At 71.5% G+C, this 20,928-nt stretch carries 21 protein-coding genes; 5 read left to right on the top strand and 16 right to left on the bottom strand.

Translation table 11 applies throughout. The features are described 5' to 3' along the window. The first annotated feature begins 318 nt into the window (after window positions 1-318). The 5 genes from KBX37_RS27340 to KBX37_RS27320 all read left to right on the top strand — a co-directional run bounded on the left by KBX37_RS27340 (window position 319) and on the right by KBX37_RS27320 (window position 4,418). On the top strand, window positions 319-714 hold the full coding sequence (locus KBX37_RS27340; RefSeq protein ID WP_210778765.1) for a VOC family protein: 396 nt from the start codon (window positions 319-321) through the stop codon (window positions 712-714). 179 nt (window positions 715-893) lie between these two features. Then, window positions 894-1,520, top strand: a complete 627-nt coding sequence (locus tag KBX37_RS27335) for an FMN-binding negative transcriptional regulator (protein ID WP_210778764.1) — start codon at window positions 894-896, stop codon at window positions 1,518-1,520. A 231-nt stretch (window positions 1,521-1,751) separates the two neighbouring features. After that, entirely contained in the window at window positions 1,752-2,156 is a 405-nt protein-coding gene (locus tag KBX37_RS27330; protein WP_210778763.1) for a hypothetical protein, read from the top strand. Window positions 2,157-2,378: 222 nt separating this feature from the next. Next, window positions 2,379-2,849 carry a hemerythrin domain-containing protein gene (locus KBX37_RS27325; RefSeq protein WP_210778762.1) on the top strand — a complete coding sequence of 157 codons (471 nt, stop codon included), beginning with the start codon at window positions 2,379-2,381 and terminating at the stop codon, window positions 2,847-2,849. Between the two features lie 582 nt (window positions 2,850-3,431). Next, entirely contained in the window at window positions 3,432-4,418 is a 987-nt protein-coding gene (locus tag KBX37_RS27320; protein WP_210778761.1) for a serine hydrolase, read from the top strand. A gap of 249 nt (window positions 4,419-4,667) precedes the next feature. On the opposite strand, the gene KBX37_RS27315 is transcribed toward KBX37_RS27320, so the two are convergent. The 16 genes from KBX37_RS27315 to KBX37_RS27240 all read right to left on the bottom strand — a co-directional run bounded on the left by KBX37_RS27315 (window position 4,668) and on the right by KBX37_RS27240 (window position 20,443). Continuing rightward, window positions 4,668-4,976, bottom strand: coding sequence for a hypothetical protein (locus KBX37_RS27315; protein WP_210778760.1), 309 nt, complete (start codon window positions 4,974-4,976; stop codon window positions 4,668-4,670). Window positions 4,977-5,318: 342 nt separating this feature from the next. Beyond that, complete coding sequence (locus KBX37_RS27310) at window positions 5,319-5,846, bottom strand: hypothetical protein (protein WP_210778759.1); 528 nt, start codon at window positions 5,844-5,846, stop codon at window positions 5,319-5,321. A gap of 72 nt (window positions 5,847-5,918) precedes the next feature. Further along, entirely contained in the window at window positions 5,919-6,353 is a 435-nt protein-coding gene (locus KBX37_RS27305) for a DUF3085 domain-containing protein (protein ID WP_210778758.1), read from the bottom strand. Window positions 6,354-6,540: 187 nt separating this feature from the next. After that, window positions 6,541-7,542, bottom strand: coding sequence for a DUF4192 domain-containing protein (locus tag KBX37_RS27300; protein ID WP_210778767.1), 1,002 nt, complete (start codon window positions 7,540-7,542; stop codon window positions 6,541-6,543). Between the two features lie 193 nt (window positions 7,543-7,735). Continuing rightward, window positions 7,736-9,334 carry a VWA domain-containing protein gene (locus KBX37_RS27295; RefSeq protein WP_210778757.1) on the bottom strand — a complete coding sequence of 533 codons (1,599 nt, stop codon included), beginning with the start codon at window positions 9,332-9,334 and terminating at the stop codon, window positions 7,736-7,738. Window positions 9,335-9,346: 12 nt separating this feature from the next. Then, window positions 9,347-10,468, bottom strand: a complete 1,122-nt coding sequence (locus KBX37_RS27290) for an AAA family ATPase (RefSeq protein ID WP_210778756.1) — start codon at window positions 10,466-10,468, stop codon at window positions 9,347-9,349. 258 nt (window positions 10,469-10,726) lie between these two features. Further along, complete coding sequence (locus tag KBX37_RS27285; RefSeq protein WP_210778755.1) at window positions 10,727-11,029, bottom strand: hypothetical protein; 303 nt, start codon at window positions 11,027-11,029, stop codon at window positions 10,727-10,729. Window positions 11,030-11,043: 14 nt separating this feature from the next. Then, on the bottom strand, window positions 11,044-12,222 hold the full coding sequence (locus KBX37_RS27280; protein ID WP_210778754.1) for a DUF4314 domain-containing protein: 1,179 nt from the start codon (window positions 12,220-12,222) through the stop codon (window positions 11,044-11,046). 98 nt (window positions 12,223-12,320) lie between these two features. Then, a complete protein-coding gene (locus KBX37_RS27275) occupies window positions 12,321-13,424 on the bottom strand; it encodes a C40 family peptidase (protein ID WP_307849221.1) in 1,104 nt (367 codons plus the stop codon). After that, window positions 13,421-13,936 (bottom strand): hypothetical protein, encoded by a 516-nt coding sequence (locus tag KBX37_RS27270; RefSeq protein ID WP_247659060.1) that lies wholly within the window; start codon window positions 13,934-13,936, stop codon window positions 13,421-13,423. The genes KBX37_RS27275 and KBX37_RS27270 overlap by 4 nt, the downstream gene beginning before the upstream one ends. A gap of 211 nt (window positions 13,937-14,147) precedes the next feature. Further along, window positions 14,148-15,203, bottom strand: a complete 1,056-nt coding sequence (locus KBX37_RS27265) for a DUF6283 family protein (RefSeq protein ID WP_210778752.1) — start codon at window positions 15,201-15,203, stop codon at window positions 14,148-14,150. After that, a complete protein-coding gene (locus tag KBX37_RS27260; RefSeq protein WP_210778751.1) occupies window positions 15,200-15,775 on the bottom strand; it encodes a hypothetical protein in 576 nt (191 codons plus the stop codon). The genes KBX37_RS27265 and KBX37_RS27260 overlap by 4 nt, the downstream gene beginning before the upstream one ends. 90 nt (window positions 15,776-15,865) lie before the next feature. Beyond that, complete coding sequence (locus KBX37_RS27255) at window positions 15,866-16,507, bottom strand: GGDEF domain-containing protein (protein ID WP_210778750.1); 642 nt, start codon at window positions 16,505-16,507, stop codon at window positions 15,866-15,868. A gap of 91 nt (window positions 16,508-16,598) precedes the next feature. Continuing rightward, window positions 16,599-17,402: a MarR family transcriptional regulator gene (locus KBX37_RS27250; RefSeq protein ID WP_210778749.1), complete on the bottom strand. Its 804-nt coding sequence runs from the start codon at window positions 17,400-17,402 to the stop codon at window positions 16,599-16,601. An 805-nt stretch (window positions 17,403-18,207) separates the two neighbouring features. Continuing rightward, window positions 18,208-19,035: a hypothetical protein gene (locus tag KBX37_RS27245; RefSeq protein WP_247659056.1), complete on the bottom strand. Its 828-nt coding sequence runs from the start codon at window positions 19,033-19,035 to the stop codon at window positions 18,208-18,210. Window positions 19,036-19,531: 496 nt separating this feature from the next. Next, window positions 19,532-20,443: a replication-relaxation family protein gene (locus tag KBX37_RS27240; RefSeq protein WP_210778748.1), complete on the bottom strand. Its 912-nt coding sequence runs from the start codon at window positions 20,441-20,443 to the stop codon at window positions 19,532-19,534. Window positions 20,444-20,928: the final 485 nt, after the last annotated feature.

Here is a 20,928-nt window from a genome sequence, read left to right as displayed (position 1 = left end):
ATCCCGGCGAGCCTCGACCGCCAACCGGGTCGCACGCTCACGCAGCTCATCGTTGTACTTCTTCGGTGCGGGCATCGGTGGTGTTCCTCCCAGGTTTCGATGTCTCCATCAAACCCGGTGCGGGACATGGTGGCTCGACGGAATGATCGAGATCTGTCCCTGCATTCGGCTTGAACACACGCTTCTCGGCATGTCCGGACACTCCTAGGGCTGCTGCTGGGTGGTCACGCTCCGCAGCGCGCGGATCGCGGCAGTTGAGTGCGTTGCTGAGGTCGCAATCCGCTCGATCGTCTCGGCAGGTCCTGCAACGATGCCCGAGTGACTTCCTTCATCTCCCATACCAGCGTCGACTGTGCCGATGCGTATACCTTGTGCCGCTGGTGGCAGGCCGTCCTCGACTACGTCGAGGACCCCAATGATCCGAACGAGCCAGGACACGAGGAGTGCATGATCTTCTCTCGGGACCGGACGCATCGTCTGCTCTTCATCGAGGTGCCAGAGTCAAAGCAGGTCAAGAACAGAATCCACTTCGATCTGCGTCCAGTCGAAGGCTCACGCGATGCCGAACTAGCCCGACTGATCGAGCTGGGTGCGACCACCGTCGACGACCGACGCAACGCAGACGGAACCGGATGGGCGGTGCTCGCGGATCCCGAGGGTAACGAGTTCTGCATTCTCCGGAGTAACGCCGAGGTTGCTGTTGGGCCAACATGACACCGCCCCACGCCGTCGTACCGTGCTGTCACTCCCGGCGCGGCCCAGGTCCTGGGTTGACCGCGTTTGCAAAATCACTCCTGCCTCGATTGGGGCGGCTTTGATGGTTTGGCCTGCGTCATAATGATCCAGCGCACCCACAACAGCGGGCTGGCGCCCGCAGGGGGAAATGCCTGACCATGTACGTACCCGCCCACTTCTCCGCCGACGAGTCCGCCGTCCGTGACCTGCTGACCCACCACGGCGCCGCCGACCTCGTCACCGCGACCGCCGACGGCCTGGTCGCGACCATGGTGCCGATGCTCTACGACCCGGACGCCGGCCCGCACGGCGCGCTGTTCGCCCACCTGGCCCGCAACAACGACCAGTGGCGCCAGCCGGTGCTCGGCGAGGCCCTGGCCATTCTGCGCGGACCCGACGCGTACGTGTCGCCGGGCTGGTACGCCACGAAGGCCGAGCACGGCCGGGTCGTGCCAACCTGGAATTACGTCGTCGTGCACGCGTACGGCGAGTTGGTGGTACACGACGACCCGGCCTGGGTCGGCGCACTGGTACGGCGGCTGACCGACAAGCACGAGGCCGGTCGCCCGGATCCGTGGTCGGTCGACAACGCGCCCGAGGGCTTCGTCGCCGGCCAACTGCGCGCGATCGTCGGCGTCGAGCTGCGCATCAGCCGCCTGGAGGCGAAGTGGAAGCTCAGCCAGAACCGCTCCGCAGCCGATGTGGACGGTGTCATCACCGGTCTGCGCGCGACGGGTCAGGACGCCACCGCTGGCGCGATGGACCGCGCCCGCCCCACCCGCTGACCCCGGGGCCACTCGCCGCACAGGCCTGCCAGGCGAGCGGCCCCGCCACGCCTAATAACCATGACCTTGTGGAACATGATGAGAGCTGCCCGCACTCACATCGGCATGTCCGGACACCGATCACCGCAGCCCCTCGTGACGCTGCCGGGCGCGCGCATCGCAGCTATGACAGGACGCCACCCGCGCAAACTCCGATATTCAGGAGATCTTGGACCCCCTACCATCTCCTTCGTGGCTGACTTGGCGCAGTGCTTGAGCAGGAGTTGCACAACCGGCTGGCTCGATTGGGTCCACGGCGAACTGTGGCTTTCGCCGGTCGGTTTGATCAGGCGCCGGCTGAGCTGGAGCGAGTCGAAGTCGCACGGCCTCGGGCCGACGGTTGGCACACCGTTGCCTGAATCCGCCTTGGGCTCGTTCGATCTCGCTACGCTGCTGGCCGAGCATCCCACCAACAAGGTCATTTACTTCGACGCGGTGGTCACTGCGCGGCTGGTCAAGGGCAGAACAAGCGATGCGCTCCGACTCGCCATGAGCGACGGGGACCGACACAAGCTGCTTTGGCTTCGCCGGGACCCGGCATACGAGATCTTGTCGAACTCGCTGCCCGCTGCACTCGGTGACCGGCTACTGCGATGAGGCACTGACCTGCAGAAGCGCGATGGTGGCGGAGCCATTCGGCGCGCGTTGTGCGGCAGAAGCGTGCATGGTCTGACCATGGCAGTCTTTCGCCTTTCCGTCAGCTGATCTCGATGAACTATGCTTCGGGTAGCGTCGCGTGCCGGTGGCAGACGGTGTCAGGCATGGAGGCGCCCGACCGAGGGAGACCGACGATGTTGACGTCGCATCCTTCGTCTTCGCGTGACTGAGCGCGAGACGACCAGGCTCATCGCCTGGAGCCGTGAGCTTCGCCAGGTGCACGCGCGCCTGCGCGAGGCGCTCGACCTCACCCGCAGTGCCGTTGCCGAAGGCGGGTCCGGCGAGGCGGCCACCCGTGACCTGCTGCTGTACTGCCACGGGTTCTGCGCTGCCCTTGACGGGCACCATCGGGGCGAGGACCACACCCTGTTCCCGGCGATCAAGGCGGTCCACCCGGAGCTGGAGCCCGTGCTCCGCTACCTCACCCAGGACCACTCGATGATCGCGCACCTGCTCGCAGGCCTGCAGGCCGCGGTCGATCGGGCCGCACCGGTCGCCGAGTTGGATCGTCACCTCGAGGGCGTCGCAGCCATTATGGAGAGCCATTTCCGGTACGAGGAGCGTCAGCTGCTCACTGTGCTCGAGACGCTCTCGCTGGATGCGCCACCCGAGGAGGTCCTGGGACCGCTGTAAGCAACCCGAGCCCGCGAACCGGCGGGCCCGGCCGCTCCATCCTCAGCTGCCGAACTCGGTCCACGTCCCCCGATTGCCGGGACGAGGACAGCACGATGGTGTCCGGACAGGGTTCACCGCATCGACAGCGCGCTCTTTGACATGTTGGGACCGTTTACGTCTGGCAGGGTCCGCTACGACACGTGACCTGTCCGCCGAATCGCGCGCACGGTCGGCGGCATGTCCACGCGCTGACGACGCCGACATGCCGCAACTGCATAGCGCGGATCGCGGCTAGATGCGGATGCCTGTCGGCAGTTCGCGCTGGACGTGGCCGTTGTGTTGCTCGTGCTCGGCGCCGGTCCGCGCAACGTCGACAGCGACCTCATCGAGGGTGTGGTACGCAAACGGGCCGGCACAGTCCTGGACGTCGACATCGAGGCTGAGCCAAGAGGTGGCCGTCTCTCGCGACCGAATCATGGCCGCGGCGGGCAGCTGCGGCGGGCCGGGCTGGGCCCTTCCGCTCGGGCCGCTCCAAATCGGAAACTCCGGTATAACGGGCGTGCAGTTCCGCTGGCCGACATCGCCCTTTCGGAGTGCCCCATGACGACGCAGTTGCGTGCCCGCCTCAGCGAGATACTCCAAGCTGGTCAGGTCAGCGGTCTGCACGCCGTCGCGGCAGTTCGCGGTGGCCAAACATTGCTGGAGTACTACGGAACGGGCGAGGACTTCGCCTGGGGCGACTCGCTGGGCGTCGTTGAGTTCGGGCCCGAGACGCTGCACGACATCCGGTCAGTCACCAAGAGCGTGACCGCGCTGTTGTACGGCATCGCCCACGGCGAAGGGCTGGTCCCGCCGCCGGCGGAGCCGCTCCTGCGGGGGTTCCCGCAGTACCCCGACCTGGCGGTCGACCCCCAGCGTGCCCTGCTCACCGTCGAGCACGCGCTGACGATGTCGTTGGGCGTGGAATGGCGCGAAGATCTCCCGTACAACAGCCCGGCCAACGCCGAGATCGCGATGGAGTTGGCGCCGGATCGGTACCGGTACATTCTGGAGCGGCCGATCATCGAGCCGCCCGGCGCCCGTTGGACCTACTGCGGCGGTGCCACGGCCCTGCTCGGCCGACTGATCGCCGATGGCACCGGGCAGTCGCTGCCGCAGTACGGGCAGGCCGTCCTGTTCGAGCCGCTGGGAATCGACAATTTCGGATGGATGACCGGCGCGGACGGAGTGGCCTCCGCCGCGTCCGGGCTGCGACTCGCGCCCCGCGACCTGGCCAGGCTCGGCGAGCTGATGCTGGCCGAGGGAGCCTGGGACGGTCAGCAAATCGTCCCCGAGGACTGGATCCGTACGATGCTTCAGCCACGCCTGCAGACCAGCTGGGGCGCGCAGTATGGCTACCAGTGGTACATCGAATCCATTGAGGGCCGTCGGCTGGTAGCCGGCATGGGCAACGGCGGGCAGCGCCTGTTCGTCCTGCCCGACCTGGACCTCACCGTGGCCATTACCGCCGGCAACTACGACGACCCCGACCAGTGGCGGACCCCGCTCGGGGTGCTGGAGCGGATCATCCTCCCCGCAATGGCCTGACGGCGCCGGGTCCTTCAGTCGGCCGTGTCGGCATGGCAGCATCTGGGCCAGACGCGACCTGACACATGTGGTGGGGACAGTTGCTCCATTCGCCGGAGGTGCATCCGTGTCACGGCACCCGACCCGACATCCGGTCATCGGCTACTTGTTTCATTGACCTACGGCCGCGGCCCGGCCAGGCTTCGGTCGAGGCGCCCGGGCTGTCGCTCTCTCATCGGCTGCCCACGTTGGTCGTGTGGCTCTCATTCGTCAGGCGGCGCGCGCCAGCGGCGTCGGCTGCGCCGGGGTAGGCCGGAACCAGCCGGCGAACCGGGCGGCGGGTGCGGCGACTCGGGCCCGGCCCCGGGCGGGCAGGGTGGGTCGGGTCGAGGCCTGGCGGGCGCGGTGGGCGTCGCGGGCCGGCGGGCAGGGGTATGCCTGGCCGGTGCAGCGCAGGTTGGCGCAGCGGCCGGGTGCGTCGGGCTGGGGTTGGTGGGCGGCGGCGACATCGGTGGCGAGCAGCCACAGCAGGACGTCGGTGACGGTGCGCGGTATGGCGCGACGGTGCGGCTCGCTCATCGCGTGTTCCCCCTTCTCGGGTCGGGCCAGCTTTGGGTGGCCGCCACCCCGGCCAGCGGGTGTGGGGATGCCGCTGTCGGGTCCGCCAGGGGTGGCGACCGGGTGCAGTGACGCTCGACTTTCCGCACCGATCAAGTCGTCGCCTCGCCTCATCGGGAAGCCCAGCAGGTCGCCGCGGGGCTATCGGCGACGGCGAGTACCGGCACGCCACCAGCGGCGCTGGCAGGCGGCGGCCACGGCGTCGTCGGCGACGTTGGGGCCGACGTACGTGAGGACGAGATGTGTAGTCACGCAGACGCGTTTTCAGGGTTGTGGCCGGTGGTGGGCGTTGTGGAACGGCGGTCACGCCAGGTCGGCTGGTTCCGGGGCGGCGATGTCGAGGTCACCGGGACGGGCGTCGTCGCGTTCGTTGCCGTCCCACTCGAGGCGCGCCTCGAGGTCCGCGCCGGTGCAGGCGGTTTCGACGGCGGTTTCGGCGATGTCGAAGGCGTCCTCGCGGCTGGTCGCGGTGACCTCGACGAGGACGGGCAGTGTGAGGCGTACCTGCCAGCGGCGGGGCAGTCCCGGCAGGCCGACCGCGTGCAGGATGCGGTCGGCGGCGTCGACGTCGATGTCGTGCGTGGCGGCGGCCTCGCGCAGCGCCTGCCACACCTCACGGCGCCAGCGCGCCAACTCCTCGGTGTCGCCGGTAGGTGCGACATGCGGTAGCGGCGCGGTGGGGTGCTCGCCCAGATAGGTCTGGATCTGGGCGGTGGTGTGGGTGAGCCATCCCAGCGGGGCGGGTTGGTTCGGGTGGAACGCGGCCCAGGCGCCACGCAGGACGGATTCCAGTGTCGGTGGTTGCGGCGTGGCCGCGTCGGGCGTGCTCATCAGGTCTCCTTGCTCGTCGGCGCGCACGTCCACCCGCCAGCTCGGGCCGGCAGGCAGACACGCGGTCGTTCATCAGGGCTGGTGGCGTCGGGTGCGGGCGATGCGCACCTCGTACGTGTCGCCGGTGACGGTCAGGTGCAGCCACCGGTAGCCGCGCGTGTGGGCGGCGCGCAGGACGCCGATCAGCGGGCGGGGTTGGTCGGTGAGGTGCAGATGTTCGGCGAAGTCGTCCCCGCCGAGGTCGGCGTCGTGGCAGTGGCCGTCCGTGTCGGGGTTCCAGCCGTCGGCGTAGACGACAAGGCTCGAGTCGGGACGGCCCGGGTCGTCGAGGCGGGGCAGACCGCTGGACATCAGGTAGACGCCCTGGTCGTGAACCCACACCAGGGCGCCGGGGCAGACGATCCCGTCTTCGTTCTCCGTGAAGGACGGGGCGTGCGCAGCGCAGGAGACCGCGTGCTCGGCCAAGCGCAGCGTGGCTGTCAGGTCGAAGTAGAGGTGCAGTGCCATCAGAGTGCTCGCTTCTGTTCAGTCCGGTGAGGGAGGCTGTCGTCGAGTCGTATCGGGCGCGGCTGTGGCCGTTGCGGTGGCTGGTTGCGGTGGCTGGTGGCGGTGGCGCTCAGTTGCCGTGAGCCAGACCGCCCGCAGGTGGCGCCGGGTCAGGGCGACGCCACCTGCCGCCGGGTGGGAGCGGGAGTCATGCGGTGTGGTTGCCGGTGGCGGGCCAGCCGTCGAGGACGGTGGGCGGGATGCCGTCGCGCAGGGCGCGGTCGATGAGCTGCGCGAGGCTGTAGTGCGCGTCGGCGTCCAGAGCCCGGTCGAGGGCGACGGAGGCCAGGGCGCCGAGGCCTTGGCGCCATGCGGTAAAGGCGAGCAGGGTCGCGGGGGCGGCGGCGAAGGCGGGCTCGGCGCGGCGGGTCAGGTCGGTCCACAGGGCGAGGTGCCACGGGGCGGTGTCGGTGGCCTGCCAGGCGACGTCGCGCACGGCGTCGTCGGCTAGGAGGACTGACAGCCAGGCCGCTTCCTCATCGGTGAGCACCCGGTCGTCGGCGTAGCGGGCGAACGTCTCGCGCACCGCCTTGCGTCCAGCGCGGATGACCGCCGCCCGCCCGCCCGCGCTCAGGGCGGTGAAGTGTCGCTCCTGCGCGCGCCGGGTGGCCGCGGTCATGGCGGTACGGGCGGCGCCGGCGATGGGGGCGACGCTGGCTACGAGCGCGGCCCGGTCCGGTAGGGCCGCCTGCCCGGCGACGACGGCGTGCACGGCGACGGCGCTGTGGACCGGGTCGAAGGCCACCCCTTCAACGGGGCAGCAGCGCGGGTCGTGGCACTGGTAGGAGTAGTAGCGGCTGTCGGTGACTCGCAGCGCGTCGAGGATGGTGACACCGGCGGTGTGCAGCCGTGGGGTCAGGGCGTCAACGACCGGGGTCACGTCAGCGGCGTGCCCATAGCCGACCACGATCGCGGTTGTCGCGGCGACGTTGCGCAGCATGGCCAGCTGCTGCCGGCTGATCCCGTCGAGCCAGGTGGGTAGGTCGGCGCGGCGGGGCAGGTCGGTGCGGCCCGCAACCGTGACCTTTCTGCCGGTGAGGCCGATGACGACGAGGCTGTCGGTGGGGTGGAAGCCGAGCAGGTAGGGCACGGCGGCGAGCAGGTCGGCCAGTGAGGCGATCGGTAGGCGGTCGTGGGTATTACTCACGATGTCTCCTTGTCTTGGGTGACCCGGGCACGGCCGTGTGGCCGTGCCCGGGGTGCGCGGTCGCGCGGGTGGCCGGGCAAGCGGCCGGTGGTGGTGTGCGGGTGGGGGCGCAACCGGTGCCGGTTACGGCGGCATCGGGTAGCTGCGGCGGGGTGTCAGATGCTCGGCGGATGCCGTCAGGGGGAGCCGGCGGTGGTCAGGCCTGTTCGAGGGCGGTTACGGCGGCGTCGGCGATGTGGCCGATGGCCTGCACCGGGTCGGTGACCAGAACGGTGGTGGTGTCGGTGAAGGTGTGCCCGTCCAGGTCGGCGGGGCGCAGCCACATCACCGCGCATCCGGCGCGGTGCAGGGTGCTGATGAGCCGTTGTATTGCCGGGATGTCGTCGAGGTCGCCGTCGGAGACGACCGCGAGCATCCGCAGCCGGCCCGGCTGACGCAGCTGCAGCAGTTCGTCGGCGAGCTTCACCGCGTCGAGAAAGGTGCTGCTGCCGCCGAAGGTGTTCATCTCCTGCACGTGGGTGGGGCGTTGCCGGGGGCCGATGAGCAGGGTGACGTCGCTGCCGAACGCGATCGCGGTGGTGGTCGCGTCGCTGGCGCGGGCGGCGTGGGCGAGGATCCAGCCGGCTGATGACATCGGTGCCGCGTACGGGTGCATGGAGAAGGACACGTCGACGATGACGGCCAGGTGCAGGGTCGGCTTCGGCGGTGGCAGGTGCGTGCGGCGCTGCCAGGGTGTGGCGGTGGGGATGGTGCCAGCGGCGATCTGCGCCTGGGCGGTGATCGCGTGGCGGGTCCGCAGCCGGCCGGGCGGGATGAGGCTGGGCCGGCTGTCGGGCTCGGGTTGGTGGGTACGGGCGTGGCGCAGCCGGGCGGCGAGGGTGCGGGCGGCGGCGCGTTCGGCGTCGGTGGGGTCGCGGCGCGTCCACGTGGCGGGCGCGCAGAACCGGCCGCTGATCCGCTGAGCCCGGTACTCGGCGGGGGTGAGGCCTGCGGCGTGGGCGAGGTAGTCGGTCAGCGCCTGGGCGAGCCGGCCGGCGAACGCCCCCGGATCCGGTTGCGGCGGCTGTGGTTGCTGCCGGGGGTCGATGCCGAGGATGCGGCACCACCGCCACGCCAGGTCGAGCATGCCGTCTGCGTCAGTGTCGTCGATGCTGTGGGCCTGGCGCCACACGTCGCGTAGCTGCTTGAGGGGTGTGCGGCCGAGGATCGCGGTGATGGCCGCGCGGACACCGCGGGTGTCCTTGGCGGTGATGATGCGGGCGTCGACCCGGGCGAGGAGCAGCCCGGCGAGGTGCGCGGCGTGCCACGGGTCGTCGACGGGCGCGTCGTCGGGGCTGATCAGGGTGGTGACGGTGTGGCGCAGCCACCGCCGGTCGCCGCGGCGTCTCGTGCGCTGCCGGTGCTCGATGCGGGATTCTTCGAGGAGTTCGGCGACGGCGGCGACGACGGGTGGGGTGCCGGGCGGGGTGCGCCATCGGCTGTGGGCGGCGTGGGCGGCTTCGTGGACGAGCAGCCCGTAGGCGGTGGGAACGAGGCGTTTGTGCCCGGCGCGGCGCGGGTCGGCGACGTCCGGGGTGCCGATGTGGGTGGCGTCGACTTCGATGCGGCGCTGGTCGGGGTAGAAGCAGGCGGGGGCGCCGCCGCCCGCGCCGGGGGCGACGGCGACGGTCAGGTCGGTGCGGCCGGTCAGGACCGGGATGTGCCGAGTCCAGGCGTGGCTCCAGTCGTTCCAGTCCGGGTCGCCGGCGGCGGGCGTGACGCTGCCGGGCTGCAGGTGGGTGCGGGGATGGGGCATGAATGCCTCCTTTCAGCGTTGCTTGCCGAGGGTCAACGCGGTGATCTCGGTGCCGAAGTGCTGCTGCAGGGCGGCGGTGACCGTCTCGCGGTCGTGCTCGGGGGCGCGGCCAGCGAGGTTCGCCACCGCTGCGGGCAGGCCGAGGGTCTTGCGGACGCGGGTGAAGCCGAGCAGCTCGCGTAGCTGCGGCGCCCAGCTGACGCGTCCGGCGGCCAGGTCGGCGTTCAGCGCCATGGCGGCTTGCACGGCCGGGGCGGGGACGCCGAGGTGGCGGGCGAGGTCCCAGTCGGTCGTGACCTCGATGTGCACGTCGAAGCGGGACGCGAGCGCCTCGGTGAGGATGGCGCCGTGTACGCCGGGGTTGTGGCCGGCGATGACGTAGAACCCGTCGCTTGCTTCGACGCGTTCGTTGCGGTAGCCGGGGATGGTGATGACCCGACGGCCGTCCATCGCGGGGTAGAGCACGGCGAGGACCTTCGGTGGGATGAGGGTGGCGTCGTCGACCAGCAGGGCTCGGCCTTCGCGCATCGCGGTGACGAGGGGGCCGTAGACGAACTCGTAGCCGCCGTCCGGGAGGGGGATGAAGTTGCCGAGGAAGTCCTCCACGACCGTGTCGCCGGTGCCGGCGACGGTGAGCAGGTCCGGGAAGGCGGCCTCGACGAGGGCGGTCTTGCCGGTGCCCGGCGGGCCGTAGAGCAGCACGGGGATGCGCTTGTCGCGCAGGCGGCGCAGCACGTCCACGTCGGTGGCGCCAGCGAGTTTGCGCGGGAAGTACAGGTCGCCGTTGGGGCGGGCGACGGGTTGCCGCCGTCCCGACCGGCCGCCCCCACTGGCGGTGCGCGGGGTGGGCGGCGGCATATTTCCGGCGGCGTCGATGCCGGCCTTCGTGATCTGGAACCGGTGCGGGCCGGTGCAGTGGCTGGCGTACCCGGCGGCGGCCATCTTCTTCAACGCCTCGAACACCGCGCCGGTGGAGCGGGCGGAGATGGCGGTGGTGATCTGGCCGACCTTCAGCCACTGGTCCGGTTGGCTGGCGAGGTAGGCGGCCACCTGCCGGTAGAGGTAGCCGGGCCGGCGCCCGTCACCGGATTCGGCAGCGGCGTCGGTGCTGGTGGGCGGGGTCGCAGGGTCCATGCGGGGCCTCCTGTCATCGGGGTCGGGCCCGCGCACCCGTCTCCGGGCGCGCGGTTGGTGCGGTGTCCGCGCGGCGGAGACGGGCAGTGGCGGGCCGATCCTTGGCAGGGACGGCCAGCAACCTGCGTGAGGTGCCATGAGGCGGCCCGAAGGGCCGCGGGTTGCGGTGTCGCCGCCACGGGGCGGGTGGGCGACGACAAGGAACGCACCCGGCCGCGGATCGATCAAGTCGATCCGGCACGGGACATCGACAGCAGGTCAGTTGCGGCGCAGAGTGACCTCGTCGCGGGGCCGGCGGGAGATCTGGACAGTCAGGCCGAACATGCTGTCGTCGGACAGTTCCAGCCACACACCCCGGTCAAGGGTCATCACCCCGGCGTCGCGGTAGACGCGGGCCGAGGTGATGGTCACCGGGGTGCCGTCGTCGTGGGTGAGCTGCGGCAGCTCGGCGTCGTCGCACAGCTGGTCCAGGTCCTCGCGGGTGAGCAGGTGCCGCACCAGGGCCTGCAGGATGTCCTCGTGCGCGTATTCGCCGCACTCGTCGTCGCCGTTGTCGAGCATGCTCGTGGGTCCTTTCATGGGTCAGGCAGGTCGTTGCGGGACTGGGGTGAGGGCGCGGGTGTCGGCTGGCCGGGCGGGTCGGGGATGTCGCCGGCGATCCGGTCGCAGTCGTAGGGGTGCACGACGATCCAGGTCCACGCGCGGCCCATGACCATGTACCGGCCGTTGACGTCTGGGGCGAGGCGCTCGACCGCTTCCGGGTCGCCGTGCACGAGGCTTTCGTCGACGGCGATGACGTCACCGTCGAACCGCATCCGGGCCATCGACTCGTCCAGCAGGCGGTCCTGTCGTTCCCCGGTGATGCCCTGGGCGGCCAGGTGCGCCCGGTAGCGGTCCCGGGCCTCCTGCTGCTCGGCGACGATCGCCTGCGCCACCTCCCGGGTGCAGGTGAACACCGCCCACCCGTTCCAGGTGTCGACCAGCGTCCCGACGAACCCCACCGGGATGCGCATCTCACCGTCGGCGTTCGGGGTCCACGCCCAGTCCCCGGCGAACACCCCGGGCCCGCCCCGCCGCACCGCGTCCGGGCGCAGGTGGCTCACGTCGCGGTCGTCACCGGTGGGACTCAGGGTGATGCGGCACTGTCGGGCCACCTCGTCGCTGGCGGCATGGTCGAACCCGTCGCACCACGCCCACCGGGTCTCGTCCATCCGGTGGGCGGTCAACTCCCGCCAGGCCGGCGCGCCCGGCGCGGCGGCCTCGGCGTAGTGCGCCTGATCGTCGGCGAGGCAGTACCGGTCGGCGTGCGGTAGTGCGTCGAGCACCGCCGGGTCCCCGTCGTCGACGCCGGCGAGAACCCGCCGGGCGGTGCTTCTGACGTCACCTCGGGCGCGGCCTCCCAGGACGTCTTGCGCCCACCACCGCGCCGCGGATCGGCCGGCGGCGGCACCGGCGGCGCGCAGCGCGTCCAGGACCCGCAGCCAGGCGGCATCCGGTGCGGCCTGCCCGATGCGGCGGACCCGGTCGTCGGCGTCCAGGCACATTGACAGCCGCGAGCCGCTGTCCCAGTCCACCTCCAGGATCCGCTGATCCGGCAGATACCGACGGACGGTGCCCTGGTCACCGGGACGCAGAAGGGTGTACGGGTCGGTGGTGTGTTCGAGCGCGACGCGCTCGCCCGGCTGGTACGTCAATGACGCCGACCCGTCCACCGCTGGCGCGGCGGCGCTGGCGAGAAAGCTGAAGTAGCGCATGGTGAACCTCCGTGTCGAGTGGGAAGGGATCCGCCGACGGCCGGATAGATCGACCGTCGGCGGCAGGAAAAGGCAGCGCGGGTGTGCCTGTTGTGGGCTTAGGCGACGATGCGGCGGACCGCGGCGAGTTGTCCGCTCCACGCGGCCAGCCGGCTGATCTTGACGACGTCGCCGGTGTGCGGGGCCTGCACGATCAGGCCTTGCCCGAGGTACATGCCGACGTGGCCAGGCCGGCTGGTGCTGCCGCGGCTGCCGGGGATGAACAGCAGGTCTCCCGGGCGCAGGTCGCGGTAGTCGGTGACCGGCGCTCCGGTGTGAACCTGTTCGCTGGTGGTGCGGGGAATGCTGATACCGGCGGCCCGGTAGGCCTGCTGCAGCAGCGAGGAGCAGTCGCACTGTCGGGCCGGGATGCCGGAATGGGCGGCGGTGCAGTCCCCGCCGAAGGTGTAGGGGGTGCCGAGCTGCGCGAGGGCCCACCCGATCGCGGTGGCCACTGGTAGCGGCGTGCCCGCCGGCAGGGTGAACCCGGACGGCAGAGGTACAGGTTCACCGCCGAACTGGCCGTCGCCCCCGTCGGCCAGGCACAGCGGGTTGCTCATCGCCTGCTCCAGGTCGTCGGCGACCGGGCCGGCCGGGGTGCCGCCGGTTAGGACGCGGACCAGGGCGATGGCGTCGTCTTCCCATTTCGCGTAGGCGCCGGGGTACGCGGAGCGCTGGACGGCCTGCGCCGCCTCGGTCAGCGGCATGCTCTGCCAGCCATCAACGGCGAGCAGCGCGGTGTAGAACTGTTCGGCGGCGTAGCGGGGATCGCGCAGGTGCGCGGGGATGCCCCAGCCCTGCGAGGGGCGCTGCTGGAACAGCCCGATCGAGTCGCGGTCCCCGCCGGGCAGGTTCCGCAGCGTGGATTCCTGTATCGCGGTGGCCAGAGCGATGACCCAGCCGCGCGGCGGGACACCGCGTTCGGCGCCGACGGCGACGATGGTGGCCGCGTGACCGACCTGTTCGCTGCTGAACCCGCTGACCCCTTCGGTGGGTGGGGACACGCTGACGGTGGGCGGCAGCGGCTGACCGTCAGGCCTGAGAGTGCTGTAGCAGGAGGCGGAGGCGCTGCCGCCGGTGAACAGGGCGCCGATGCCGCCGGCGCACAGCACGAGCAGGGCGAGCACACCGGCGGCGACGGCGGCCAGGCCCCGGCCGCTCACCGCCGGAACCCGGGTACGGGTACGCAGCAATGGGGCGACGCCACGGCTCGGGGGACGGGTGGGACATGCGGCGGCGGCGAGGGGTTCGCAGGGACGCAGGTGTCGAGGTGGTAGAGGCCGGCGGCCTCGCCGTCGCCGGTGTGCACGGCGACGGAATGAGTGGCGGTGTCGATGAGGTAGATCCACGCCACGTCCAGGTGGACGGCCTGCGACAGGGGGAAGACGGTGATCGGCTCCGGCGCCGCGTCCAGGCCGTCCGGGCCGGCGAGGGGCACGCCCACGTCGGGCACCCGGCCGCGCCCCTCGGATGAGGAGGTGGGGTCGAGGTATTCCCAGTCGTGGGCCAGGACGGCGGCGACGAGAGCGTGGGTGTCCCGGCGGGCGTGGCCGGCCCAGATGCCGGCGAGGGCGGGGATGACGGCGGTGGGGTAGCCGTCGAAGAGCACGAATCGGGCCCGCACGATGTGCGGGCGGTGGGGGTCGGCGGTGCCAAGGTAGCAGCGGCTGGTCACGAGCATCTCCTTTGACAGCGGATTCACAGGGACAGAGCGGGCGTGGCCGCGCGGATGCAGGCCTGTCGGGTAAGGGCGGCCTGTGCAGGGGCAGGGACGGATGGCGACGCACGCGGCGGTGCGTAGCCATTCCCCTGGAGGCCCGGTGAGGGACCGTTCTTGCTGGGTGCGAACTGGAGTCCGGCGTTGGTGTGCCAGGTCTCGGGGTGGGTCAGGTGGCCTGAGGCCAGCGGGTGACCCGCTGCACTCCTGTGGCGTCAGCCAGCGCTGTGAGGTAGTGGTGCCAGCTGGTCAGCCAGCGGGCGGGCAGGGTGGGGTCGAACTGGCGGGCGGTGACGTCGACGATTCGCCAGCCGGCCGGATCTGCGCCGGGCTCGGCAATGAGGACGGTGCGGTGGACGAAGCTGATGATGCGGGCCTGCTCGTCGGTCCAGCCCGCCACGCTGATGACCTGCGCGGGATAGCCGTGCTGCCGCAGCCGCTCGGCGGTGGCGGGCGCCCAGGTGAGACAGTCCCCGTCGGCCGGTGCCGCCGGGACGGGCAGTTCCCGCACGAGGGTGGGCAGTGCCCGCGCGGTGACTTTCGGATGCAGTCGGTGGATCGCCCGCCTGGCCCTCGCGTCCGGGTTGTCGATGCCGGCCATGCCATGCGCGGCGGCCGCGGCGCCGGAGTCGAACAGCGGCACGGGGCAGACATAGTCGCGGGTCGCGGTGACCTCATCCGGGTCCATGGCGTGCAGGGCGGCCAGTCGCAGGGCGAGGAGGTTGTCGGTGTCGTGGCAGCCGGCCCAGCCCGCGCACACCCGCCCGTCGGCCTGGTGGCACAGGAACAGCCCCGGGGGTTGTAGCGCGGTCGGCTGGTCGTAGTCGGGCAGCTTGCTGTACTCCGAGGCGTCCCACACCCCGGAGGGGACGTCGCGCCGGTACGGGCAGGTGCCGCACGGCGCCGTGGCCGGCCCACGGACCCCGGCCCGCCGGTTGCTCACCGGACTCGCCCTATCCGCGTCCGCTCCGGCTTCTCCCGGCTGCGGCCACACGGCGGGCTTGGCCCGCCAGCCGAAGACAGGATCGCTGATTTCCACGGACCCACAGACGGCGCACCGAGCGTAGGTGTCGGCGCCGTAGCCCGCCATGGACGGCATCTCGTCCTGGACGACCTCGTCCACGGCCCCGCAGACGCGGCAGCGCAGCGACGCCCCGTCCGGGCCGGACGTCTCGAAGATCGGCTCCTGCTCGTCGCTGCCGCGCCGACGGTACGGGTGGCTCATCGCTGGCTCCTTGCGGCGAGGCGGGCGGTAGCGGCGAGGAGCGCGGACAGCCCGGGCCCGGCGGGGAATGTGTTGGCAGCGCCGGGACCGTCGTGCACGGCCACCGCGGGGTGCTCCTCCGCGTGCAGGTGGGTGAGCTGGTAGAGGCGGCCGTCGGTGTCGACGGCGTCCACGCGGCGCACCCGTCGGGCCCGGCCGGCGGCAGGGAGGAGGTCGTCGTAGACGGCCGCCCAGGCCAGCAGGCGGGCCCCGGACCTGATGCCGATCAGCTCGATGATGGTGTCGAGGGTGACCTGATACGCCGTGGCGGCGTCGCGGTCCGGCTGGCCCAGCGCGGTGGCGAGGCGGTGCAGCAACGCGGGCAGCCCGGCGGGGTCGGTGAGCAGGTCGTCGGGGTGCAGCGGGAACTCGACGCTGCGCACCGCGCGCAGCCTCACCGGACCGTCGGGGTGCAGGGGCCGGTCGTGGATCAGCAGCAGCGTCGCGGAGCGACCCCAGCCCAGGACATCGGCGTCAGCGTCGACGGCGAGTAGGCATCCGGCGAGAGTGTGGACAGCGGGGAAGGACAGCACAGTCGTCTCCCTTCACAAGGGGCGGAATGGGAAGGGACCCCGCAGCCGGCGGCTGCGGGGTCGCTGGTGGGCACGCGGGAGCGGTTTCGGTCAGTGGTGGTGCCGGTCGCGGCTTCGCCCGTAGCCGGACGGTTCGGTGAGCGGGCTGTGGCCCCACACCCCCAGGCCGAGGCGTTTGGCCTGGTACATGGCCTGATCCGCTTCGGCGAGGACCTGCCGGGGACTCATCCCGGGCCGCAGCAGCGTGAAGCCGACGGACGTGCCGACGTCGATCGTGGTGGCGTCGTCGAGGTGGAGGGGCGCGCCGCCGATGCTGGACCAGGCGGCGTGGGCGGCAGCGGCCACGTCGTCGCGGTCACCCCGCACGAGCAGCGCGAACTCGTCGCCGGACAGTCGTGCCGCGATCTCGATGGACGCGTCGAGGCCCTCCAGGAGCCGTCCGACCTGGGCGAGCAGCACGTTGCCGGTGTCGTGGCCGAAGGTGTCGTTGACCGTCTTGAACCGGTCGAGGTCGAGCAGCACCAGCCCGAAGCAGCCGTGGTGGTTGAGGGCGGCGCGCAGGCGGGTGAGCAGGAGACGCCGGTTGGGCAGGCCGGTGAGCTCGTCGTGGGTGGCGTCGTGACGGGCCGCGAGCAAGGCGTGGCGTTGGCGCCACAGCAGGGCGCCTGCGAGAGCAAGGCCGGCGAGGATCCCGCCGACGGTGGTGACGATCGTGTGCACGATGGGAGACACTCGTGTCGCTCCTTGTCCTAGAAGGAGCACCGGGGGTGGGCGTGAGGCGCCAAACTTCGACGCCCGCCCCCGGGCTACCTGACGGCGTGGGCTACTGGCCGGGGGTGGGGGCGAGCTGGAAGGTGGCCGGGCGTTCCACGGTCTGCACGACATGCCCGGCGACGACGAGCTTGGCCAGAGCGTTCGCCACCGCTCCAGCGCTGGCCTTCGCCGTGCCCGTGCCGGCGTTCGCGGCGTCGACCAGCCGGCATAACTCGCCGACCTTGTACTGCCGGTCCGGGTGAGCTTCGAGGACGTCCAAGACGGCGCCGCGCAGCGACCCGCCTGCTCGCCGGGCCTTGGCGGGGCGGGTCTCGGCCTGCGGAGTTTCACCCGGGTCGGGGGCGTCCGGTTGCTTCTGCGGCGCCGGGTCCGCTGGCGGTTCACCGCCGGCGTCGTCGCCGGTGGTCGTGCTGGCCTCAGGGTCCGGCATCGCGCCGGGATCAGGTGACGTCTGTGCCGGCTCGCTGTGGTCGTCGTCTGAGGCGAAGGGATCGCCGCTTGGACTGGTGGCAGATGGTCCCTCGCCGCTCTGGCTGTGCGCGTCGGTGGCGTCCGGCTCGACGGTCAGCTCGGGCGTCTCCACGCCGGCTGGCTGCTGGTCGGCTGTCGCGGTCGTGGCGGTGGCGGTGCGGCCGGCGTCGGTCAGCCGCCACAGGGTGCGCCCGTCCGGGGTGCGGAACCGCTCCGCCTGCCCGGAGTCTTCCCAGGCGCGCAGCTTCGGGGTGGTCGTGGAGTAGCCGAGCCCGGCCTTCTCCGCCACCGCCGCGGCGCTGACCTCGCCGAGTTCGGCAAGCGCCGCCAGCACCCGGAACGTGCTGTGCGCGGGAGCGTTGTCCGGTGGGGTGTCTGTCATTGGCCTCTCCTCCTGGTAGGTGTGCTGTCGGGTTGAGGTCCTGGCACTGATCCACGCTTCGAGCGCGGCAGTGATCAAGTGCAGGGACCAGATCTCGGGACGGTGCGGCCGCGCCCGGGGCGGGCATGCCGAGGCGAGCGGCAGGGGCCCGGTTCATGCGGCGTCGGACTTGTCGGCAGTCGGCGTGCACGGCGCTGTGGCGCTACTGGTGGACGCTGTCGTGGGGCGCGGTGTGAAAGGCGCGTCCTGCCCTGGCCGGTGGGAGGGGCGGGTGAGGACGGTGCGGGCGAGGCCGGCCAGCGCGGTGAAGCCTGCCCGCGTCTGGTCATCAGCCGGGATTGCGGTGTGGCTGTCGTGCCAGAACCACAGGTGGGGGCCGACGTTGTAGTAGCCGTCGCGGTCGGGATGACAGCGGTCGATGACGTCGAGGCGCGCCGCCGGTGTCGTGCTTCTCGAGCCGGGCCAGGATGTCGCCGTCGAAGGGTGTACCTCCTGTCGAGGGGGAAGAGGAAAGGGGCGGCCTGTCGTAGGCCGCAGGTGGGGTGGCGGCCCCTGCCCGGGGTGCTCGGCAGGCTGCTTCCCACCGCTCGTGGCGGCATGGGCGGCAGCCGGAGGAGCGAAGGCAGTAGAGGGGTTGTGCTTGCGGCGGCGTGCGGAGGCGCGGCCGGCGGTTCGGGGCGACGGTGCGACGCCGTATCAGCTGGCCGCAGACATGGCGTTGGTGCTCGGCCCGTCGCCCCAAGGGGTGTCCTGCTCGCGCTGTGCGCGTGGGGCGCTGTCGCGGCCAGGGCGGCACCTGTGGGGGCTAGAGGGCGACGGCGATGAGGCGCTGCGGCGGTGCGAGGGTGTCGAGGTGGCGCAGGGCCTGCTCGATGTAGGTGATGCGGTCGGCCAGGGCGTCGCTGGCGGGGGTGATCTTGCGGCCGTCGGCGGTGAGCATGGCGTCGCCGACGACGGCGGTGGCGGCGCGGTAATGCTGGTAGGCCAGCGCGCCGGCCTGGTACATCTCCACCTCCCCGGTGTCGGGTTGGCCCGGGCCCGGGTTGGTGGCGGCGTGCAGACGCATGGCGTTGACGCGGGGCTGGGCGTGGAAGTCCGCAGCCGCGGTGGCGTGCGGGTACCGGTCGGGGTTGGCGAGGTGACGTGCCTCGAAGGCTGGCCACGCGGTGGCGGGTCGGGTGCCGTGGACGGCGTGCTGCCAGATCTGGTGGCGGATGCCGGCGCCGACGGCGGCGGCGTGACGCATCCCGTGCAGGTCGAGCAGCCGGACGGGTCCGCCGGCGCAGGCGGCGGGCTGGCCCTTGCGCAGGCCGATCAGGTGGTGACGCTGCCACAGACGCAGGGCGGGAACGGCCCAGAAGTGGGCGGTGAGGGTGCCGGGGACGCCGAAGTGCGTGGCGAGCCGGTGGGCGGTGAGGGCCTGCTGGGGGACGTCATCGGGCAGGCACACGATCATTGTGTGGATGGTCGGGGCCGGCCGTGCGGCCGGCTGCGGGGCAGGGCGACGGCCGGCGTGGGCGGGGTCCGGCTTGCCTGCGGAGGTGGTGGCCGGGGTGGGGGCCGGCGTGTGGGGCAGGGCGGGTACGCGGCTGCCGTGTCGGGTCAGCGGGGTGGCGTTGACGGTCTGGGTCATGTGAACGTCCTCCTTGATGCGGGCGCGCTGTGGGCGCGTAGGGGTGCCCGGCCCACCAGGTGCATGGGTCGCGGTCAGGCAGACGGGCAAAGGCGGCGCGGGTGGCCGCGGATGGTGGGTGCGACCGTCAGGGGTCGCCGCGCGGGGCGCGTGCCGACCGGCCGAGGCGGGTGGGCGTGGCGCACCGGTGGGTGCGGCGAGGGATCCCTGAGGTGGGACCGAACCGGGTGGAGCGATATGTGGGTGTGGTGTTGCCGAGAACGGTAGCGGTCGGCTCTCACAGCGCCGCTCGACCGGAAATCCGGGGCACAGTGGGCGTGGCCTGCACTGTGAGAGACCAACAGGCGCTGGTGGGCGGGTTCTGAAGGTTGCTGCTGTGAGAGCCGCCCCCCTCACAGATGATCTTGTTGTCTGGCAGCCTCCGGCTGTGGTGAGGCGTGCCGGGCATGGTGACCTGCGGTGTGAGCGGATGTGAGCCGCGACGTGGGCGTGGGGGTCAGTGGTCGTCGGGGTGGGTGTAGCGGTGGGGGTTGGTGGCGGTGTTGTGGGGGCCGTGCTCCGACGGCAGTTCATGCAGCCATCGGCGCAGGCCCGGGTCGGTGGTGAGGGTCCAGGCGGCGCCGGCGGGGTGCTCGTCGTGCAGGCCGGTGGCCACGGGCATGGCGGTCGGCACCCGGGCGAGGGCATCGAGCAGGTTGGCCTCGCGGCGGCGGTGAGGCACGCGCAGCAGGACGGGGTAGCGGGGACCGAACTCGGCTAGGCGTTCGTACGCGCGCAGCTTGCGCAGCACCCTGGCAAGCGGTTCGGTGCCGTTGTCGTGCTCGAGGAAGAACCCCACGGTCCGGCCGCCGGCGGTCCAGATGCCATGGCCGTCGGGGCGGACCTCGGCGAAGGCGTACGCGGCGGTGGCGTGCTGTTCGGACCACCAGCGCAGCAGGCGGGCGTGCGGGTCGGTGCGGGTGTAGGCGAGCAGGTCGACGAAGAGTTGGTTGGTGCCGAGCAGGTGCCGCAGCCGGGGACTGGCGATGATGCGTTCGGTGCGCTCGATGCTGCTGCGCGGCGGTCGGGCGTTCGGCCGCTCGGGGTCGGTGTAGGTGGTGGGGTGCACGAGCATGCCGAGCGGGCCGAGGGTGTAGAGGTGCTGGCTGTCGCCGGTGGTGACGTCGACGAACCGGTGCACGGCGTCGATGCGGTGCAGGGTGGCCAGGCGCAGCCGGGCCGAGCGCTGCGACGGGAACAGCGCCTGGGTGATCTGGGCGGTGGACAGCACGTAGTGCTCGGCGAGCCACGCCAGCAGCTCGCGGTCGCGCAGGGTCAGCCGCCGCAGCTGAGGCAGCCGCTGAACCTTGCTGGACGGAGTTCGGGACGACGACGGACGGAACACGGGAGTGGAGGATTCGCTGGCCATGAGGGATCTCCTCAGGGAGTAGAAGGAAGGCATCCCTCCCGTGGGGAGGGAGTCTGGAACTGTCGCCGCCGGTGACGGTGGGCGGTCACGGGCGGAGTGCTGCGCTGACAGCCGCACCGGGGCACCTGTCAGCGGTGCGGGGTGGTGAGAGGTGGTGAAGGCGCGGTGAAGCCGCGGGGGAAGGCGTCACGGAAACCCGGTGGTCGGCCGTGACACCGCCATCTGGTCCGGACGGTGTTCAGATGACCCCAGCCGGACGGCCATGACTGGCCCTGCGAACGAGTGGTCAGTACCTCCGCGAAACGTGACGCTCCGTCACGTCAACTCGGTCAGCGCCCGACAGGTTGAAGGGGCCATCCCCTGGGTGTCAGGGTTGGGTGAGTCCAGTGGTTCAGAGCAAGTAGCCCTCCCGGGGCGAGGATGGATCTTCCTTCGATGACGATTCCCAGCACAGATATGTCCGTCAGGCACGATGGGGTCATGGC

The organism is Micromonospora sp. U56 (genome assembly GCF_018070095.1).
Classification (GTDB): domain Bacteria; phylum Actinomycetota; class Actinomycetes; order Mycobacteriales; family Micromonosporaceae; genus Micromonospora; species Micromonospora purpureochromogenes.
Note: the sequence above shows the minus strand (reverse complement) of the source record. Positions and strands in the feature narration are given on the sequence as shown.

What these genes read in the sequence shown, in the direction of transcription:
- KBX37_RS27335 (WP_210778764.1), top strand. Translation starts at nt 894, where the DNA reads ATGTACGTACCCGCCCACTTCTCCGCCGACGAGTCCGCCGTCCGTGAC.
- KBX37_RS27320 (WP_210778761.1), top strand. Translation starts at nt 3,432, where the DNA reads ATGACGACGCAGTTGCGTGCCCGCCTCAGCGAGATACTCCAAGCTGGT.
- KBX37_RS27315 (WP_210778760.1), bottom strand. Translation starts at nt 4,976, where the DNA reads ATGAGCGAGCCGCACCGTCGCGCCATACCGCGCACCGTCACCGACGTC.
- KBX37_RS27310 (WP_210778759.1), bottom strand. Translation starts at nt 5,846, where the DNA reads ATGAGCACGCCCGACGCGGCCACGCCGCAACCACCGACACTGGAATCC.
- KBX37_RS27305 (WP_210778758.1), bottom strand. Translation starts at nt 6,353, where the DNA reads ATGGCACTGCACCTCTACTTCGACCTGACAGCCACGCTGCGCTTGGCC.
- KBX37_RS27295 (WP_210778757.1), bottom strand. Translation starts at nt 9,334, where the DNA reads ATGCCCCATCCCCGCACCCACCTGCAGCCCGGCAGCGTCACGCCCGCC.
- KBX37_RS27290 (WP_210778756.1), bottom strand. Translation starts at nt 10,468, where the DNA reads ATGGACCCTGCGACCCCGCCCACCAGCACCGACGCCGCTGCCGAATCC.
- KBX37_RS27285 (WP_210778755.1), bottom strand. Translation starts at nt 11,029, where the DNA reads ATGCTCGACAACGGCGACGACGAGTGCGGCGAATACGCGCACGAGGAC.
- KBX37_RS27280 (WP_210778754.1), bottom strand. Translation starts at nt 12,222, where the DNA reads ATGCGCTACTTCAGCTTTCTCGCCAGCGCCGCCGCGCCAGCGGTGGAC.
- KBX37_RS27265 (WP_210778752.1), bottom strand. Translation starts at nt 15,203, where the DNA reads ATGAGCCACCCGTACCGTCGGCGCGGCAGCGACGAGCAGGAGCCGATC.
- KBX37_RS27250 (WP_210778749.1), bottom strand. Translation starts at nt 17,402, where the DNA reads ATGACAGACACCCCACCGGACAACGCTCCCGCGCACAGCACGTTCCGG.
- KBX37_RS27245 (WP_247659056.1), bottom strand. Translation starts at nt 19,035, where the DNA reads ATGACCCAGACCGTCAACGCCACCCCGCTGACCCGACACGGCAGCCGC.
- KBX37_RS27240 (WP_210778748.1), bottom strand. Translation starts at nt 20,443, where the DNA reads ATGGCCAGCGAATCCTCCACTCCCGTGTTCCGTCCGTCGTCGTCCCGA.